This is a genomic window from Streptomyces sp. 5K101, from assembly GCF_046506645.1.
Taxonomy (GTDB): Bacteria; Actinomycetota; Actinomycetes; order Streptomycetales; family Streptomycetaceae; genus Streptomyces.
In genome coordinates this window covers 76,015-93,577 of sequence record NZ_JBKFFO010000003.1, presented here as the reverse complement: position 1 = coordinate 93,577, position 17,563 = coordinate 76,015, and the positions used below count along the sequence as shown (strand labels likewise).

Here is a 17,563-nt window from a genome sequence, read left to right as displayed (position 1 = left end):
TTTCGGCCCAACAGCGACACGGGTGAGGGGCGGAGGATCGCGATCGGTCAGCCGCGCTCGAAGACGGCGACGGTGCGGGCCGGGACCGTGAAGGTGCCCGAACCCCGTTCGTACGACGAGGACTTCACCGTCTCGTCCGCGCCCGAACGCTGCAGCGGGTGCAGGGCGTAGCCGCTGCCCGCGAGGTCCGCGACCCGCTGGGTCTGCCGCTCGGGCGTGGCGTTGAACACCACGACGAGGTCGCCGAGGCGCATGGTGATCACGCCCGGGGTCTCGTCCGTGCCCGACAGCGGGAAGGACAGTGCGGACTGGACGTCCTCGGCAGTCGCGAGGCCGAACACGGGCTCGGTCGTCCGGATCCGCAGCAGATCACGGTAGGCGGCCGAGGCGCCGTCGATCTGCGCGCAGCCGGGAGTGAGCGACACGCCCGTCAGCAGCGGCTTCGCGTACCCCCACTTGGGCTTGTTGTCCGCGGCGGGCGGCAGGCCGCGGCCGAAGCCGTTGCCGTCGCGGCAGTCCCAGTGAATGGCGTTGAACCAGTCGCCGCTGTCGTACGAGTTGCGGTCGAGCGACTTGGAGCGCAGCAGGTCGGTGCCCGCCTGGGAGAGCGCGGGTCCCTGCGACAGGGCCGAGGTCGCCATCGCGAGCACCTGCATGCGCGCCCGGTCCGCGGCGGACGTGCCGGCCGGGAGCTTGAAGGCGAGTGCGTCGTACAGCGTCTCGTTGTCGTGGGCGTCCGCGTAGGCGAGCGCGTCACCGGGCACCGCGGCGTATCCGGCCGGGGCGCCGTTGTAGTCGACCTCGGAGCCCTTGACGGCACGGCCTCGGGTGTCCGTGAAGGAGTACGAGGCGAGGTTGCCCGAGAGACCGACCTTGATCAGGTCCTGGTAGTGCAGCAGCCGCGCCCTCTGCTCCGCCTCGGTGCCGTTGGCCTTCGAGGAGTTCGGGTCGGTGTACAGGCCCGAGGCGAAGCCCTGCACGCCCGGGTCGTCGTCGAACGGACCGCCGCCGCGCACCGCGTCGCGCGCACGGTCGGAGAAGGTCGCGATACCGGTGCCGGCCATGTTCTTCTGGGTGGCTTGGACGAAGCGGGCGTCGTCGGCGATCTCGCCGAAGTTCCAGCCCTCCCCGTACAGCACGATCTTCTCCCCGTCGACGCCGTCGTGCTCGACGGTGAGCTCGTCGAGCGCCTCGCGCACGGCGAGGATGTTGGCCTTCGGGTGGTGGCCCATCAGGTCGAAGCGGAAGCCGTCCACCTTGTAGTCGCGCGCCCAGGTCACGATCGAGTCCACGACGAGCTTGCCCATCATGGCGTTTTCGGGCGCGGTGTTGGCGCAGCAGGTGGAGGTGGCCACGGAACCGTCGGCGAGCAGCCGCTGGTAGTAGCCGGGCACGATCCTGTCCAGGACGGACTTGTCCGCCTGGCCGCTCGCGACGGTGTGGTTGTAGACGACGTCCATGACGGTCCGCAGGCCGTCCTCGTTGAGGGACTTCACCATCTGCCGGAACTCGACCGTGCGCCGCGTGCCGTCCGGGTCGGTGGCGTACGAGCCCTCGGGGACCGTGTAGTGCAGGGGGTCGTAGCCCCAGTTATAGGCGTCCTTCGCGGCGGCCTTCGCCACGCAGGCCTGCTGCTCCTCGGAGTCGGGCGCATAGCTCTTCAGGTCGCACTCGGGCTGCTGCTGGTCGGCCTTCTTCTCGGGGATGGTGCCGATGTCGAAGGCGGGCAGCAGGTGGACGTAGGAGGTGCCGGCGCCGGCGAGGGCGCGCAGGTGCTTCGAGCCCTTGCTGTCCTTGTCGGTGAAGGCGAGGTACGTGCCCCGGTGGTCGGCCGTCGGGTCCGCGACGGAGAAGTCGCGGATGTGCAGCTCCTGGATCTGGGCGTCCTTCAGCGGCACGGCGGCGGGCTTCTTCAGCGCGGACCAGCCGGCGGGCGCCAGGGACGGGTCGGAGAGGTCGGTGACGATGCTCCGTTCGGAGTTCGCCGTCAGCGCGACGGAGTAGGGGTCGGTGACCTTGTTGGTCACGACCTGCTGCACGCTCGGGGCCCACACGCGCACGGCATAGCGGTACGTGTCCCCCTTCCAGCCCTTCTTCCCGCGCACCGACCAGACGCCGCTCGCGTCGTCGCGGCGCATGGCGACGGTCTTCCCGTCGATCTCCAGCGTGACGTGCTGCGCGGTGGGCGCCCACAGCCGCAGCGTGGGCACGCCCTTGTGGTCGAATGTCGCACCGAGCGACGCCTTGGTGGCCTCCGGCGCGTACAGGTCGTCGAGGACCCCGGCGACCTGTACGCCGGTCGCCGCGACGACGGCGCCGTTGGCCAGGTACTGGGCGGCCACGACCTGGCCGCGCAGCGCTTCGCGCACCCGGTCGCGGTCGCGTGCGTCGACGTGGTGGGCCGTGTACGTCTTCAGGTGCGGGTACTTCGCCTTCTGTGCGTCGGTCAGCGACGCCCTGGTCAGCCGCAGCACGCGCGCGTCACCGGTCAGCGCGCCGTTCTCGACCGCGAGGGATCCTTCGCGGGAGTAGAGCAGGGCACTGGACGCGGCGGCGTCGCTGCCGTTCCAGGCGACGGTGTCCTCGTCGATCCAGACGGCGTGCGCCTTGGTGAGGTCCAGGGCAGCGCCACCGCCCTTGGGCTGCGGCAGCAGGTGCTTCTCCTGGCCGGCCAGGAGCCACACCTCGTGGCCGTTCGCCTTGAGGTCGAGGGACTGGTCGGCGGGCAGGTCCTTGTAGTCGCCCTTGTGCAGGATGTAGCTGAGCGAGGTGGCGCCGGGCGCGAGCGGCACCTCGAAGACAGCACCGTACGCGTCCGTCCGCACCGGCTCCAGGGGCTTGGACCAGTCGGTCGGGTTCGCCGCCCCGGTCCAGGTGTGCAGTCCCCAGCCGGCGTAGTCGCCATCGGCGCGCCGGTAGTGCAGAACGGCCTTGGACGTGTCCTGAGGCGGATAGGCGCCCTCGGGGGCGGTGTTCGACAAGCCGGGCCTGCCCTGCTCGATCCACACCTCACCGGTCTTCGACAGGTCGATGGTGCGGTCGGCGTCGGTGTCCTTCACACCGTCCTTGTTCACGGCGATGAAGCCGACGGAGGAGGCACCGGGCTTCAGCTTCACGTAGGCGAAGGCCCCGTACGCGTCGCGGCCGGTGAAGGGCTTGCCCGCGGGCCAGGTCGTGCCCTCGCCCTCGGCGATGTCGCCCCAGGTGTACAGGCCCCAGTCGGCGTAGTCCCCGTCGGCGCGCTTGTAGTGGACGATCGCGTAGTCCCGCTGGGTCGCCGTCGGGGGCTGTTCGACGGCGGGCGCGCCGCTGGTCGTGGCGGCCGTGGCACTCGCGGTGCGGCCCTCGGAGTCGACGACGACGGCCTTGTAGCGCAGGGCCGTTCCCGCGGGGGCGGTGATGTGCTGGGTGACCTTGTAGGGGGCGTGGTCGGCGGAGCCGAGGACCTGCCAGGGGGCGTTGCCCACCTGCGCGGCGAACACGACCCGGCCGAGCTGCCCGCCGTCGGCGTCGGCCGAGATCTCGACGGTGCCGGTGGCACCGGCCCCGGGTGCCGTCAGGACGACGGAAGGCTTGGCGACGGGCGCGGCGAGCGGCTTCGCCGCCTTGAGCACGAGCGTCGAGAGCGCCGGGACCGTGACCTCGACGGTCCGGTCGTCTCCGCTGCGGACGGTGGCGTCGCCGCCGTGGATCGCGGTGAAGTCCGTGCCGGCCGAACCGGTCGGGATGCGGACCGTCTTCGCGGCGTTCGCGTTGTTCAGGGCCACGACGTACTCGGTCTTCGCCTTGGCGTCCGTGCGGGAGAAGGCGTACACGGAGCCCTCCGCGTAGCGCTGCTGCTGCACACCGTCCCGGAGCGCCGGGTGCGCCTTGGTGAGCTTCGACAGCGTCGCGACGGACCGGTACAGCGGGTGCGAGGTGTCGTACGCGTCCTCGGCGTGCGTGCGGTCGGTGCCGAGCTGGTCGTCGTCGAGGTAGTCGGCGGTCCGCGAGGCGAACAGGGTCTGGCGTGCGTCCTTGTCGCCGCCCGCGCCGGTGTAGCCCTGCTCGTCGCCGTAGTAGATCACCGGGTTGCCGCGGCTGAGGAACATGAGCTCGTTGGCGAGTCGGTAGCGCCGCAGCAGCTCGGCGTCGCCGGCTCGCGGGTTGTCCTGCCGCAGGAAGGTCCCGAAGCGACCCATGTCGTGGTTGCCGAGGAAGGGCACGGATTCGTAGGCGTTGGCCTTGTCCGTCGTGTAGCGGTAGTCCTGGGCGAAGAGGTTCGCGAGCTTGTCCGCGGAGGCGCCCTGCGAGGCGTAGGCGCGGGCGGCATCCTGGAACGGGAAGTCCAGGGTGGCGTCGAGGCGGCCGCGGGTGACGTACGGCGAGGTGATCGCCGGGTCGCCCGAGTACACCTCGCCGAACATGAAGAAGTCGTCCCGGCCCTGCTGGGCGGCGTACGCGTCGAGCGCGGTCGCCCACTGGGTCCAGAAGTCCATGTTGACGTGCTTGACCGTGTCGATGCGGAAGCCGTCGATGTCGAAGTCGCGCACCCAGCGCTGGTAGATCTTCGTCATGCCCTCGACGACCTCGGGCCGTTCGGTCCACAGGTCGTCGAGACCGGAGAAGTCGCCGTGCTCGGCTGACTCGCCCGCGAAGGTCGAGTCGCCGCGGTTGTGGTACATCTGCGGGTCGTTGAGCCAGGCGGGGACCTTGACGTCCTTCTTGGCGGCGGGCACGACGGGGACGCGCGGGAAGGAGTCCCGGTCGGTCGCGGGGAAGCGGCGCTCCCCGTCCGCGTAGTCGCTGTCGTCGAACGGCTCGCCGTCCTTGGTCAGGTACGGGAACGCGCCCTTGGAAAGGTAGTCGTAGGACTTCTCCTGGTAGTCGACGACGTCGGCGGTGTGGTTGGTGATGACGTCGAAGAAGACCTTCATGCCCTTGGCGTGGGCCTTGTCGATCAGCCGCTCCAGGTCGGCGTTGGTGCCGAAGTGGGGGTCGACCTGGGTGAAGTCGGTGATCCAGTAGCCGTGGTAGGCGGCGCTGGCGTTCTTGCCCTCGCCCTGCACCGGCTGGTTCTTGAAGACCGGCGCCATCCAGATGGCGGTGGTGCCGAGCCCCTTGATGTAGTCGAGCCGCTCGGTCAGCCCCTTGAGGTCGCCGCCCTGGTAGAAGCCCTTGTCCGTGGGGTCGTAGCCGGTCGCGAGGCGGGATCCCGTCAGTCCACCGCGGTCGTTGCCCATGTCGCCGTTCGCGAAACGGTCGGGCAGGACGAAGTAGAACTGCTCGCGGGTCAGGTCGTGGCGGGCCGGCTGTGCGGCCAGGGCTCTGTCCGAGGGCGGCGGAGGCGGCTTCGGCGCGGCCACCGCCGGCAGGGCGGGGACGAGCGCCGCGACCGTCGCCGCGGCGGCGACGGCGGCCGCGCCCGGGCGCAGGCGGATACGGGGGCGTATCACAGCGGATCTCCTGGATGAGGGTGGTGATCGGGTACGGAGTGCCGCCCCGCTCCGGGGAGGAGGAGCGGGGCGGCGTGGCGAGCGGCGGGCGTCAGCCGCAGGAGCGTGCGCCGGCGTGCAGCGCGACCGCGGTGTTGGGGCCGAGGGTCGCGGTGAACTGGCCGGAGCCGTTCACCGTGACCGGCCTGTTGTTCTGGACGTCGCAGTAGGTGCCGGACGGCAGCGAGGTCTGGAAGGTGCGGGTGAGCGACCAGGTCTCGTGGTTGATGGCCACGTACGCCTTGGAGCCGCGGCCGAAGGCGATCTGGTCGCCGCCGTTGTCCCACCAGTCGGTGACGGACTGGCCGCGGGAGACGTTGCGGAAGGCGACCATGGAGGAGATCTCGCGCCAGGCGTGCTGGCACTTCCAGCCGTCGCTCCAGCAGGCGTTGACGTGCCCGCCGTTCGGCGGTCCGGCGTCCTTGTCCGACCATTCGTAGCCGGAGTGCACGTCGGGCGACCCGTAGGGCCAGGCCAGCATGAAGACGTTGGCGAGGGTGTAGTCGGCGCCGTTCTTGTAGTTGAGCGTGTCGCCGCCGCGCTCGGTGTCGTGGTTGTCGACGAAGACGGCGGACTTGGCGGACTCCATGTAGCCCCAGCCCTCGCCGTAGTTCTTCAGGTACGCGAGGTTCTCGTTCTGGAAGACGCGCTTGAGGTCGCGGGCGTAGCGGAACTCCTGCACGTCGCCGTTGCCGAGGTACTCGGCGGGCGAGACGGCCTCCCCCGCGCCGTATATGGCCTCCTGCTTCCAGTACACGGAGGGGTTCGTCAGCTTGGACTTGACGGCCGCGAGGTCGGCCGCCGCCATGTGCTTGGCGGCGTCGATGCGGAAACCGTCGACACCGAGCGACGCCAGGTCGTTCATGTAGCCGGCGATCTTCGTGCGGACGTACTCCTCGCCGGTGTCGAGGTCGGCGAGCCCGACGAGCTCGCACTCCTGCACGTTCCAGCGGTCCTGGTAGTTGCTGATCTGCGCGGTGCAGTTGTTCAGGTCGTACCACGAGTACAGACCCGGGTAGTCGTACTTCCCGTACGAGGAGCCGCCGGTGCCCGTCCCGGAGCCCGCGGCCATGTGGTTGATGACGGTGTCGGCGACGACCTTCACGCCCGCGGCGTGGCAGGTGTCGACCATGGTCTTGAAGGCGGTCCGGTCGCCGAGGCGGCCGGCGATTCGGTAACTGACGGGCTGGTACGACGTCCACCACTGCGGGCCCTGGATGTGCTCCTGGGGCGGCGAGACCTGGACGTAGCCGTAGCCGGCCGGACCGAGCTGGTCCGTACAGGCCTTGGCGACGGAGGTGAAGTTCCACTCGAACATCACGGCGGTGACGTCCTTGTCGCCGGGCGGTGCGGCCATGGCGGGGGTGGGGGCCGTGACGGCCACAGCGGCTCCCGCCACGACGGCGAGTGCAGCGGCCACGGTTCTGCGGGCCATGATTCCCTCCTGCTCTTCAGGGAGGTGCGGATGCGAGGGGGCAGCCTCGTACGGTCAACGCGCCGTGCCCGCAAGGCCTTTGAGAATCCTTGTGCAAGAAGTCTGAAACTCGTTGCGGTCGAGACCGTACGACCCACCCCACGACCCGGTCAACCCTCCGGACCGGGCTTCGTGGAGGGCTGGATGACAACGGGGAAACGTGGCCGTTCCGTGTCCGCAAACTCTTTCGCAAGTCATTGCAGCGGTGTTACGTTCAACCACGACGTCCGGCCGGCCGGGGGTCCCGGTCCGTGCCGGGCCCTTACGCGCCCGGCCGGCCGGACCGGTTCGGCCATACCGGGCAGGGCGGTTTGGGGCGCATCGCCGCTCGCCTGATCCGGAGCCGCTGTCGCGGGTAGGGTCTGGGTGTTGCCCCCAGAACGGATTTCATCGGCGGCGGCCGTGGTGTGGGCCGCCGGCCGACCCGGGCTGGGCGACGTAAGGCGCGCAGGCGGAAGCCAGGCAGGCCCATGGACGGCAGCGGTCAGGCGAAGGCGTTCAGGCACGACGGGCCGGCGACTTCGGCCGCCTCGCCGCCGTGCTCCGGGGGCGCGCACGTGCTCCGTCGGATGCTCGACGCGAGGCGAGGGGCGGCCTTCTCCGGTTCCTGGACGAGCACCTTGCCACCACCTGAATCTCCGGCACCTCTGCACCGCCCACCCAGCGGCTCGCCCGGCGAGCGGCCCCTTCATCTGCTGGCGGCGGGCCACGGCGTGCACCCGTCGGTACGGCGGGAAGGCAGGCCGGCCCACCGGACGCCGGTGTCAACGACACGCCGGACCGGGGCGATCCCGTGGCCGCGGCACCACGGGATCGCAGCCCAGAGGAGGCGAAGGTGGTCACCGGACAACCCGGGGCGGACAGGCAACGTCCTCTGATGCGTGATCGAATTCCTTGACCCTTCCATCGCCGACGACGACGAGGCCGTGAGACCTGGCCCGCTGTGGCGCCACACCGTGTGGGTGCTGGGCATCACCGCCCTCGGTGTGGGCCTGGGCTGGGCCACCGCCCTGTTCCGATTCGGCCCGGCGGAGTACGGCCTGCCCAGCGCCGCCCCGGGGCCGGTGTGGCCCTGTCTGGCAGCCTGGACCGGCACCGGCCTGGCCATGGCCACCGTGCTGAGGGCCACGGCCGCCCGGGTGCCGGTCTACGCACCGGGCCGGATCGCCGCGGTACTCACGCTGCTCGGAACCCGGTTCTCGCTCGGATGGCAGCCCGAGCCGCTGGTCCTGGGCGCGATGGCCATGGCCGCATTGACGGCGGCAACCATGTGGTCCCTCTTCGCCCTGCGCCCCGGTTCGCGGCGGAGTGCGAGACCATCACGCGAGGCTTGAGGAGGGGCACCAGGCACGGGGCCTCTGCCACGCCTGCGAGGAGAGCGGCAGCGTCAATTCCACCTTGATCGGGCGCATGACGACAGCTCGCGATCGGCCCGTGACGTGGGAAGGGCCGCACGGGCTGAGTGAGTTGTGAGGCTCACCCGGGCCCGTGCGGCCGGTTCCTGTCGGTCGCAGCCAGGCAGCGGGTCAGCAACCGGGTCGTACTGCCATCGTCCTCTGTGATGTCCCGGACATGCTCGAAACCGACCTTCTCCAGCACAGCCAGTGAGGCCTTGTTCGATACGGCCACGGTGGCGTGCACCTCGGTCAGTCCAAGGGTGTTGAAACCGTAGGTGACGATCGCCTCTGCCAACTCGCGGCCCAGGCCCAATCCCCAGAGCTCAGGAGACAAGGCATAGACGAGCTCGTGGCCCTCGACCACATCAGTCGGCTTGATCTCGGCATGCCCGACCAGACGTCCGTCCCGACGAACGGCCCAGACGTCGAACAGATTCTCCGCGTAGACCTTCGTGAAGATCCGCCCGAACAGGGCCCTGTCGTCCGCTTCAGTAGAAGGGCCGTCACCCAACCATCGAGACACCCTTGTGTCCTGGAACAAGGCGACGAAGCTCTCCTCATCCTCAGGGACGTACGGCTCAAGGAGCAGACGTTCGGTACGCAGAGTCGAAGTCACGAGCGGCGACGCTATCCATACGACACGCCCCCGGCTACTCCTTTACCGCCCCCGAGTTGGCTCCCTGCACGAAATAGCGCTGGAAGCAGAAGAACAGCACCGCCACGGGCAGCGTCGACAGCAGGGCCGCCGCGCTCCCGCAGCGCCCAGCGCTGAGGGCCCGGCAGCTTGTCGGGATCCAGGGCGCCGCGGCTGGGCCCGTCCCGCCGGGCGTGTCAGGTGCGCCCGGCGAGACGGCCGTTCGGGGACCCCCGCCCGCGCGGGAGCGCGGAGCCGGGCGGGGGTGCTGTGACGTACGCGGGGACATGGCGGCTGAGTGGCCCTTCGCCAGGGCTTGTTCGCCGTTGCGCTGGAGGTCGGCGAGGATCTTCTTCGGGTCGCCGGTGCGCAGTGCGGCGAGGTCGGTGTTGAACTGGGTGAGGACCTTGTCGAAGCCCGCGACGGTCACCGGGCCCTGCGCGTAGGCGCGTGCGTCGGCCCATGCCTTGGCGGACGGGTTCTTCTTCGCGTACTCGGCAAGCCCGCTGGTACGGGAGGGCATCACGCCGAAGGCGTCCGCGTTCTTCAGCATCTGCGCGGTAGTGGTGAGGTACTTCACCAGCTCCACGGCGGCTGCCCGGTGGGCGCTGTCCTGGGCCACCCCCCAGCAGTTGCTGAAGGCGAGCGTGCCCTTGCCATGGCGGCCTTGCCCTTGCCGAGGGCCTCGCCGCCCCAGTTGGTGTCGACCTGCTTGGCGTACTTCAGGGAGCCGGACTTCAGCAGCGACCGTACATAGTCGAGCGCCTCGGCGTTCGGCGTACTGTCGGCGGTCATCTTCGTCTGGTCGGCGCTCGTGATCCAGCCGCCGGCCTGCTTCATGAAGACGCCGGCCCGTGCGTACTCGCCGTTGATGACCAACCCGGTGACGTCGCCCTTGGTCAGCTCGGCGGCGACCGTCTTGAGCTGGGCCCAGGTGGTCGGGTAGTCCTTCGCGGTCAGCCCGGCCTTCTTCCACAGGTCCGTGTTGATGGCCAGGGCGAGGGTGGAGGTGTCCTTGGGCAGGCACACCAGCTTCCCGTCGTAGGTGAAGGAGGCGCGCAGCTGTGCGGAGAACGGCGCTGGGCGGGGCGGCGCTGCTGCGCGCGTTCGGCCGCCGGGGGGCCGACGAGTGGGAGGAGTGGGCCGAGCGGCTGGCCGGCCGCTTCCGTGAGCGGTTCTGGGTTCAGGACGCCCGGGGCCCGTACCCGGCCGTCGCCCTGGACCGTGACGGCCGGCCGGTGGACTTCGTGACCTCGGGCTTCGGCCACCTGCTCGGCACCGGACTGCTCAACCACGAGGAGAGCGCCCTGCTGGCGGCCCGGCTGAGCGCGCCGGACCTCGATTCGGGCCACGGGCTGCGCACGCTGAGCAGCGAGTCGGTGGGCTTCAACCCGTACGGCTACCGCATCGGTTCGATCTGGCCGCACGACACGGCGATCGCCGTACACGGCCTGGTCCGGGCCGGTTTCCCGCAAGCGGCGGCCCAGCTGGCGGCAGGCCTGCTCACCGCATCCGCCGGCTTCGACGCCCGTCTGCCCGAGCTGTTCGCAGGCCACGGCCGCGGAGCAGCCGCGCGGCCCGCGCCCTACCCGGCGTCCTGCCGGCCGCAGGCGTGGGCGGCAGCGGCGTCGGTCCTCGTGCTTCAGTCGGCCCTGGGCCTCGACGCGGACGTGCCCGGAGGCACGGTGACGGTGGCACCCACCTTCGCTCGGGAGTACGGCCCGCTGACGCTGACAGGGTTCCAGATCGCCCGCAGTCCACTGGAGATCACCGTCGCGGCTGACGGCACAGCAAGCGTGGTGGCGCCGGACGGGCTCACGGTGGTGACACCCTGATGACCCGCTTCCCAGCCGTCCCGCGGCGTCCGAAACCACGCTGCGGGATGCCCCCTCAAGCCCTCCTCGGCCAGCATGGTCACACGCTGCGGGGCGCCTTCGGCATGCGAAGGACGCCACGGGCGGCAACGGCCGCGCGGAGGCGGACGACCTGCATGAGCCGGAGGTAGGCCACTTCGTCCAGGTCGCGGACGACGTGCTCGATGTGCGCCTTCGGCGCGACATGCACCTTCCCCCGCACGGTGGGCCACCGGTCGAGGAACGCCACGTGGTCCTGGTCCTCGAAGACCGTCTCGTGCGGGTAGTCCGGACCGGCCGGCAACCGGAGAGGATCTCCCGAAGGCAGGTACACGGCCCGCGAAGCCCGGGCATCAGTCGCGCGGACCCGAAGGTGCCCCCGTCGAGCCCCGCACCACCAGCTCCGGCTGGAAGACGAACTCCGTGCGCTGCACGGGGTTCCCGTCGATCTCCTCGATCAGCGCGTCCACCGCCGCCGTCGCCATCGCCTGGACGGGCTGACGCACCGTCGTGAGCGGCGGATCCGTGAACGGGATCAGCGGGGAGTCGTCGAAGCCGACCACCGAGACGTCGCGCGGCACGTCGAGGCCGCGCCCGCGCACGGCGCGGATCGCGCCGAGCGCCATCAGGTCGCTGCCGCACACGATGCCGGTGCAGCCCGCGTCGAGCAGTGCGCCGGCGGCCACTTGGCCGCCCTCCACCGAGAACAGCGTGCGCCGGATGAAGTGCTGGGCCTCCTCGTGCGGGACTCCCAGCAGCGAGTGGAGGGCCGCGGTGAATCCCTCGGCCTTGCGGCGGGAGGGCACATAGCGGGTGGGGCCGACGGCGAGGCCGATGCGCTCGTGCCCCAGCTCCACGAGATGGCGCACCGCCATGCGCGCCGCCGAGCGGTCGTCGGGCGAGACGAAGTGCGCGTCGACCCGCTCGTTGAAGCCGTTGATGAGGACGAACGGCACGCCCCTCGAGGCGAGATGGACGTAGCGCGACGGGTCGGCCGAGGTGTCGGCGTGCAGCCCGGACAGGAACACGATGCCCGTGACGCCGCGCTCCTCCAGCTGCTCCACGAGCTCGTCCTCGGTGGCCCCGCCCGGCATCTGCGTGCACAGCACGGGCGTGTACCCGTGCCCGGCCAGCACCTGCTCGATGACCTGGGCGAACGCCGGGAAGATCGGGTTGGTCAGCTCGGGGATGACGAGCCCGACCAGACCGGCGCTGCGCCGCTTGAGCCGCACGGGCCGCTCGTAGCCGAGCACGTCGAGCGCGGCCAGGACCCGGTGCCTGGTCGTGGCCGCGACACCCGCCTTGCCGTTGAGCACCCGGCTGACGGTGGCTTCGCTGACCCCTGCCTGGAGGGCGAGGTCGGCGAGCCTCGGGACGGCGTGCGCGGCGTCGCCCCGAGGCGGAGGGACCGTCACACCGCCCACCAGGCGGTGGTGTCGGCGGGCACCTCGGCCGCGTCGTCCACGATGCGCACCGGCGAACTGGCCAGCAGCAGCTGCCCGTGGGCCGGCAGGGTGACGGGCGCGGACGTCGTGTTGGCGACGCAGACGAAGCCGCCGCGGCGCAGGACGAGCACGCCGTCGGGGGCGTCCAGCCACTCCACCGCGTCGCCCGCGCCGAGCTCGGGCCGTGCACGGCGCACCGCGAGGGCGCTGCGGTACAGCTCCAGCGTGGAGTCGGGGTCACCGGTCTGCGCCTCGACGCTGAGCGCGGCCCAGCTGTCGGGCTGCGGCAGCCAGCTGCCGCCGCTGCCGAAGCCGTACGAGGAGCCCTCGACCGTCCACGGGATCGGCACGCGGCACCCGTCGCGGAAACCGTCCTGGCCGGCCGCGCGGAAGAACGACGGGTCCTGGCGCACCTCGTCGGGCAGGTCGGTGACGTCGGGCAGACCCAGTTCCTCGCCCTGGTAGAGGTACGCGGAGCCGGGCAGCGCCAGCATCAGCAGCGTCGCCGCGCGGGCCCGGCGCAGGCCCAGCTCGCGGTCGCCGGCCGTGCGGATCTGGGTGCCGAGGCCCGCCGGATTGGCGAAGCGGGTGGCGTGCCGGGTGACGTCGTGGTTGGACAGCACCCAGGTGGCGGGGGCGCCGACGGGCCGCATGGCCGCCAGCGACTGGTCGATCACGGCGCGCAGCGCGTCGGCGTCCCACGGCGTCCCGAGGTACTGGAAGTTGAACGCCTGGTGCAGCTCGTCGGGGCGCACGTAGTTCGCGGTGCGCTCCACGGTCGGCGTCCACGCCTCGGCGACGGCGATCCGCTCGCCGGGGTACTCGTCGAGGATCGTGCGCCAGCTGCGGTAGATGGCGTGCACGCCGTCCTGGTCGAAGAAGGGCATGACGTCGTTGCCGAGCAGCTTGAGCTGGTCGTGGCTGCCCAGGTCGGGCAGGCCGTCGGCCTTGACCAGACCGTGGGCGACGTCGACGCGGAAGCCGTCGACGCCCATGTCGAGCCAGAAGCGCAGGATGGAGCGGAACTCGTCGGCGACGGCCGGGTGCTCCCAGTTGAAGTCGGGCTGCTCGGGCGCGAACAGGTGGAGGTACCACTCGCCGTCCTCGGTGCGCGTCCAGGCCGGCCCGCCGAAGATGGACTCCCAGTCGTTGGGCGGGAGTTCGCCGTTCTTCCCCTTGCCGCTGCGGAAGTGGTAGCGGGCCCGCAGCGGCGACCCGGGCCCCTCGCGCAGCGCGCGCTTGAACCATTCGTGCCGGTCCGAGGAGTGGTTGGGGACGAGGTCCACGATGATGCGCAGGCCCAGGGCGTGGGCGTCGCGGATGAGCCCGTCGGCGTCGAGGAGCGAGCCGAACATGGGGTCGATGGCACGGTAGTCGGCGACGTCGTACCCGGCGTCGGCCTGGGGGGAGGCGTAGAAGGGGCTGAGCCAGACGGCGTCGACGCCGAGGTCCTTCAGGTAGGGCAGCCGGCTGCGCACGCCTTCGAGGTCGCCCATGCCGTCGCCGTTCCCGTCGGCGAAGCTGCGCGGATAGACCTGGTAGATCACCGCGTCGCGCCACCAGCCCGGCCGGGTGCTGTCGAGGGTGTGCGCGGGGGCAGTGAGGTGCTGGGTCATGTCTTCCCTGAGTAAGAGATGGCGGACGGGAGAGGTCGGTGGCGCGTCAGGACTTCGCCGCGCCGGCGGTGAGGCCGGTGACCAGATGGCGCTGGACGAGGTAGAAGACGAGTGAAGCGGGCAGGGCGATGAGGACCGCGGTGGCCGCCATCAGGTCCCACTGGGTGTCGTACTGGCTCACGAAGGTGGTCAGGCCGATCGACAGGGTGTACTTGCCCTCGCTGAGCATGAAGACGGAGGCGTAGGCGACCTCGCCCCACGCGGTGAGGAAGGTGTAGAAGGCGGCCACCGCCAGGCCCGGCCGGGCGAGCGGCAGGATCAGCCGGTAGAAGGTGCCGAAGGGGGTGAGGCCGTCGACGCGCCCCGCCTCGTCGATCTCCTGCGGGATGGTGTCGAAGTAGCCCTTGAGCAGCCAGGCGCAGTACGGGACGGCCGTGGTGCAGTAGACGAGGATGAGCGCCCCGTAGGTGTCCAGCAGGCCCAGGTCGGCGACGATCTTGTAGAGCGGCACCATCAGGATGGCGACCGGGAACATCTGGGTGATCAGGAAGGTCCACATCAGCTGACGGTGGCCGGGGAACCGCATCCGGGACACGGCGTATCCGGAGCTGGCGGCGATGAACACGCCCAGCAGGCAGGTCCCGAGGGCCACGATCATCGAGTTGCCGAACCAGGTGAGGAACTGGGTGTCGGCGAGCACGGCCGCGTAGTTCTCGAAGCTGATCTTCCCGGCGATCCCCTCGGGGTGGAGGAAGTCGGTCTTGTCCGGGCCGAGCGAGATCCAGGCGATCCAGCCGACCGGGAAGAAGGCGATGAAGCTCGCGACGATCAGCGTGGCGTGGACGGCGATGGAGGCACCGCTGCTGCGCTCGCCGCGCCGGCGGACCACCTTGTGCAGGTCGGGGTCCGCGGCGCGCTTCGACGGGGCTGCGGTGGGGCGTTCGGTGAGGGTGCTCATGTCGGTGGTGTCCTTGTCGGCGTCAGGCGGCGGACTGCTCGTTGCGCGCGAGCCAGCGCCGGTAGAAGGAGGCGAAGACGATGAGCATCGACAGGATGATCACGCCGTACGCGGCCGAGCCGGCGTAGTCGCGCGGGTCCTGACCGAAGCCGAGGCGGTACGCCCAGGTGACGAGGATCTGCGCCTCGGGGGCGCCGGTCCCGCCGAAGAGCAGGAAGATCACGACGAACTGGTTGAAGGTCCAGATGACGCCGAGCAGGATCACGGTGGAGCTGACCGTACGCAGACCGGGCAGCGTGACGTGGCGGAAGCGCTGCCAGGCGCTCGCGCCGTCCATCTCGGCCGCCTCGTACAGGTCGCCGTTGATGGACTGGAGTCCGCCGAGCAGCGAGACCATCATGAAGGGCACCCCGACCCAGACGTTGACCATGACGGCGGCGGTCCGCTGCCAGAAGACGTCGCTGAGCCAGCCGGGCTGCGGCAACTGCAGCCAGCCGAGCGCGGTGTTGAGGATGCCGCCCTCATCGGCGAGGATCAGCCGCCAGGAGAAGACGGTGACGAAGGTGGGCACGGCCCACGGCAGGATCAGCACGAGCCGGTAGAAGGTGCGGCCGCGCAGCTCGCGGTTGAGCAGCAGCGCGAGGCCGAGCCCGATGCCGTAGTGGAAGGCGACGCAGACGACGGTCCAGGCGATCGTCCAGAGGAAGTGCGGCCAGAACCGGCCGTCGGCGCCCGAGAGGATCTCCGTGTAGGTGTCCAGGCCGACCCAGGAGAAGGAGTCCGGGATCTCGTTGACGCCGATGGTGCGGCCGATGTTCGTGCTGTCGGCGTTCGTCATCGACAGGTAGATGCCGCGGACGAGCGGATACAGCACCAGTACGCCCAGTACGAGGACGACCGGGGCCACCATCGCCCAGGCGTACCAGTTCTTCTCGTACGACAGCTTCATCCGGGCAAAGAGCCCGGGGCGCCCGGGGCGCGGGGCGCGCCCGCGCTCGGCGGCGGTTGCGCCCTCAGCGGCGACGGTCATCTTCGGCACCTTCTCGGCGTTCTTCTCGGCAGTTGAGGCGGTTGACTGCGGGAGTCGGTCGGGACGCGGCTGTGCGGCCGGCCCGCCCCGTCAGGAGGGCGGGCCGGCCGCTGTGCTCAGGAGTAGTCCTGGAGCAGCTTCTTGTAGGCCGCGGCGGTGTCGTCCAGGCCCTGCTGTACGCTCACCTTGCCCTGGAGGACCTTGGTGACGTTGGTCTCGAAGTCGGTGTACAGGGAGCTGTAGCTCGGGTCCGAGCCGCGCGCCTTGCCGCTCTCGGCCAGCACGGTCTGCATGTCGGCGAAGCCGGGCAGCGCCTTGACCTCGGCGGTGTAGGCGGAGGTACGGGTCGGCAGGGTGCTGTTCTTGAGCGCGATCTTCGCCTGGGTCTCGGCGGAGGTCATGAAGCCGACGAATTTCTGGGCCGCCTTCTGGTGCGTGGCGTCCGAGCCCGCGTAGACCGCCAGGTTGTGGCCGCCGATCGGGGCGCCGGCGCCGGCCGGGCCGCCCGGAACCCTGGAGATGCCCAGGTTCTTGGCGTCCTTGAACGCGGTGCCCTTGTAGATGTTGGTCAGCTCCCACGGACCCTGGACGATCATGGCGACCTTGCCGGTCGTGAAGGCGTCCTGCATGTGGGCGTAGGCGTCGGCGGAGACGTCCAGCTTCGCGACTCCGTCGGCGGCCAGCAGGCTCTTGCTGGTCTCGATCGCCTTGGCGGCCTTGTCCGAGTTGACGGTGACCTTCTTGCCGTCGGAGTCGATCAGGTCGGTGCCCTCGCCGTAGAGGAACGGCATCTGGTAGTAACCGGCCTTGTTCAGAAAGAATCCGTCGGCGTCGGTCTTGTCGGCGACGGCCTTGGAGACCTTCTTCAGCTCCTCCCACGTGGTGGGCGGCGCGTCGAAGCCGGCCTTCTTCAGGAGGTCCTTGTTCCACATGAGCGCGAGGGTGTCGGTGACGATCGGCGCGCCGTAGGTCTTGCCCTCGTACTGCGCCTGCTTCAGCAGGGCGGGCGTGATGTCCTCGGAGTTCTTCAGCGCCTCGGTGCCGTCGAGCGGGGCGAGGAACTGCTGCTTGGCCCATGCACCGGTCCAGCCGACGTCGGCACGGATGACGTCGGGGGCGCCCTTGCTGCCGGCGGCGGTCTGGAACTTGTTCTGGGCCTGCTCGAAGGGGACGTTCACGTACTTGACCGTGATGTCCTTGTTGGCCGCCTCGAACTCCTTGATGAGCGCCTCGTAGTTGGGCGCCTCGTTCGTCGCATTCGAGGTGTCCCACCACGTGATGGTGACCGGGCCGTCTGCCTTGCCCTCGCCGCTGCCCCCACCGCACGCCGTCGCCGAGAGGGCCAGTGCCGCCGCCAGCGCGGTGGCCGCTATGCCACGCCGCATGTGAACTCCTTCAACTGTGCCCGGAAGGGCGGAGGCGAAGACGTGCCTCCCGCCGACCGCTCCCTCGCGGCGCCGGGTTGCCAGGAACGTAACAGGGCTGAAAACCATCGGAAAGACCTTGCGGCAAATTTCTGCAAGGACGGGTGATCGTTACATTCGCGTGTCCGGAGAGTTGCCGCAGGGTCGCTTGACACCAGCCCCGACACAGGGTGGCCCCCGTGCAAGGCCTCCGCAAGTGTGCCGCAAAGCTTTGCAGGCTGCTGACGGGACCCTCCCCTCATCGCCCGGAACCGACTG

12 protein-coding genes and 1 pseudogene are annotated in these 17,563 nt (G+C 70.2%); 2 read left to right on the top strand and 11 right to left on the bottom strand.

The annotated features are described in order from the left end of the window. Positions 1-47: 47 nt before the first annotated feature. Together pulA and ACLB9X_RS06240 are read right to left on the bottom strand one after the other, a co-directional pair. Entirely contained in the window at positions 48-5,435 is a 5,388-nt protein-coding gene (gene pulA / locus ACLB9X_RS06245) for a pullulanase-type alpha-1,6-glucosidase (protein WP_410359231.1), read from the bottom strand. Positions 5,436-5,532: 97 nt separating this feature from the next. Further along, positions 5,533-6,909, bottom strand: a pseudogene (locus ACLB9X_RS06240) (alpha-amylase); the annotation flags it as partial. A 920-nt stretch (positions 6,910-7,829) separates the two neighbouring features. On the opposite strand from ACLB9X_RS06240, the gene ACLB9X_RS06235 reads away from it, so the two are divergent. Next, positions 7,830-8,282, top strand: coding sequence for a hypothetical protein (locus ACLB9X_RS06235; protein ID WP_410359230.1), 453 nt, complete (start codon positions 7,830-7,832; stop codon positions 8,280-8,282). 142 nt (positions 8,283-8,424) lie between these two features. Here ACLB9X_RS06235 and ACLB9X_RS06230 read toward each other — a convergent pair whose 3' ends face one another. The 3 genes from ACLB9X_RS06230 to ACLB9X_RS06220 are packed head-to-tail and all read right to left on the bottom strand — an operon-like array spanning position 8,425 to position 10,008. Next, positions 8,425-8,961, bottom strand: coding sequence for a GNAT family N-acetyltransferase (locus ACLB9X_RS06230; RefSeq protein ID WP_410359229.1), 537 nt, complete (start codon positions 8,959-8,961; stop codon positions 8,425-8,427). Between the two features lie 34 nt (positions 8,962-8,995). Beyond that, positions 8,996-9,601 (bottom strand): hypothetical protein, encoded by a 606-nt coding sequence (locus ACLB9X_RS06225; protein ID WP_410359228.1) that lies wholly within the window; start codon positions 9,599-9,601, stop codon positions 8,996-8,998. Further along, positions 9,556-10,008, bottom strand: a complete 453-nt coding sequence (locus ACLB9X_RS06220) for an extracellular solute-binding protein (protein ID WP_410359227.1) — start codon at positions 10,006-10,008, stop codon at positions 9,556-9,558. The genes ACLB9X_RS06225 and ACLB9X_RS06220 overlap by 46 nt, the downstream gene beginning before the upstream one ends. Positions 10,009-10,043: 35 nt before the next feature. Here ACLB9X_RS06220 and ACLB9X_RS06215 point away from each other — a divergent pair, with 35 nt between their 5' ends. Beyond that, positions 10,044-10,814 carry an amylo-alpha-1,6-glucosidase gene (locus tag ACLB9X_RS06215; RefSeq protein ID WP_410359226.1) on the top strand — a complete coding sequence of 257 codons (771 nt, stop codon included), beginning with the start codon at positions 10,044-10,046 and terminating at the stop codon, positions 10,812-10,814. A 79-nt stretch (positions 10,815-10,893) separates the two neighbouring features. Here ACLB9X_RS06215 and ACLB9X_RS06210 read toward each other — a convergent pair whose 3' ends face one another. From ACLB9X_RS06210 to ACLB9X_RS06185, 6 genes are all read right to left on the bottom strand, one after another. Continuing rightward, positions 10,894-11,136, bottom strand: a complete 243-nt coding sequence (locus tag ACLB9X_RS06210; protein WP_410359225.1) for an HIT domain-containing protein — start codon at positions 11,134-11,136, stop codon at positions 10,894-10,896. A 49-nt stretch (positions 11,137-11,185) separates the two neighbouring features. Beyond that, on the bottom strand, positions 11,186-12,256 hold the full coding sequence (locus tag ACLB9X_RS06205) for a LacI family DNA-binding transcriptional regulator (protein ID WP_410359224.1): 1,071 nt from the start codon (positions 12,254-12,256) through the stop codon (positions 11,186-11,188). Beyond that, positions 12,244-13,893: a glycoside hydrolase family 13 protein gene (locus tag ACLB9X_RS06200; RefSeq protein WP_410359223.1), complete on the bottom strand. Its 1,650-nt coding sequence runs from the start codon at positions 13,891-13,893 to the stop codon at positions 12,244-12,246. The genes ACLB9X_RS06205 and ACLB9X_RS06200 overlap by 13 nt, the downstream gene beginning before the upstream one ends. A 46-nt stretch (positions 13,894-13,939) precedes the next feature. Continuing rightward, positions 13,940-14,851, bottom strand: a complete 912-nt coding sequence (locus ACLB9X_RS06195; protein WP_410359222.1) for a sugar ABC transporter permease — start codon at positions 14,849-14,851, stop codon at positions 13,940-13,942. Positions 14,852-14,873: 22 nt separating this feature from the next. Further along, on the bottom strand, positions 14,874-15,881 hold the full coding sequence (locus ACLB9X_RS06190) for a carbohydrate ABC transporter permease (RefSeq protein WP_410359221.1): 1,008 nt from the start codon (positions 15,879-15,881) through the stop codon (positions 14,874-14,876). A gap of 116 nt (positions 15,882-15,997) precedes the next feature. Next, the gene (locus ACLB9X_RS06185; protein WP_410359220.1) at positions 15,998-17,266 is read right to left on the bottom strand and encodes an extracellular solute-binding protein; all 1,269 of its coding nucleotides are present in this window, start codon (positions 17,264-17,266) and stop codon (positions 15,998-16,000) included. Positions 17,267-17,563: the final 297 nt, after the last annotated feature.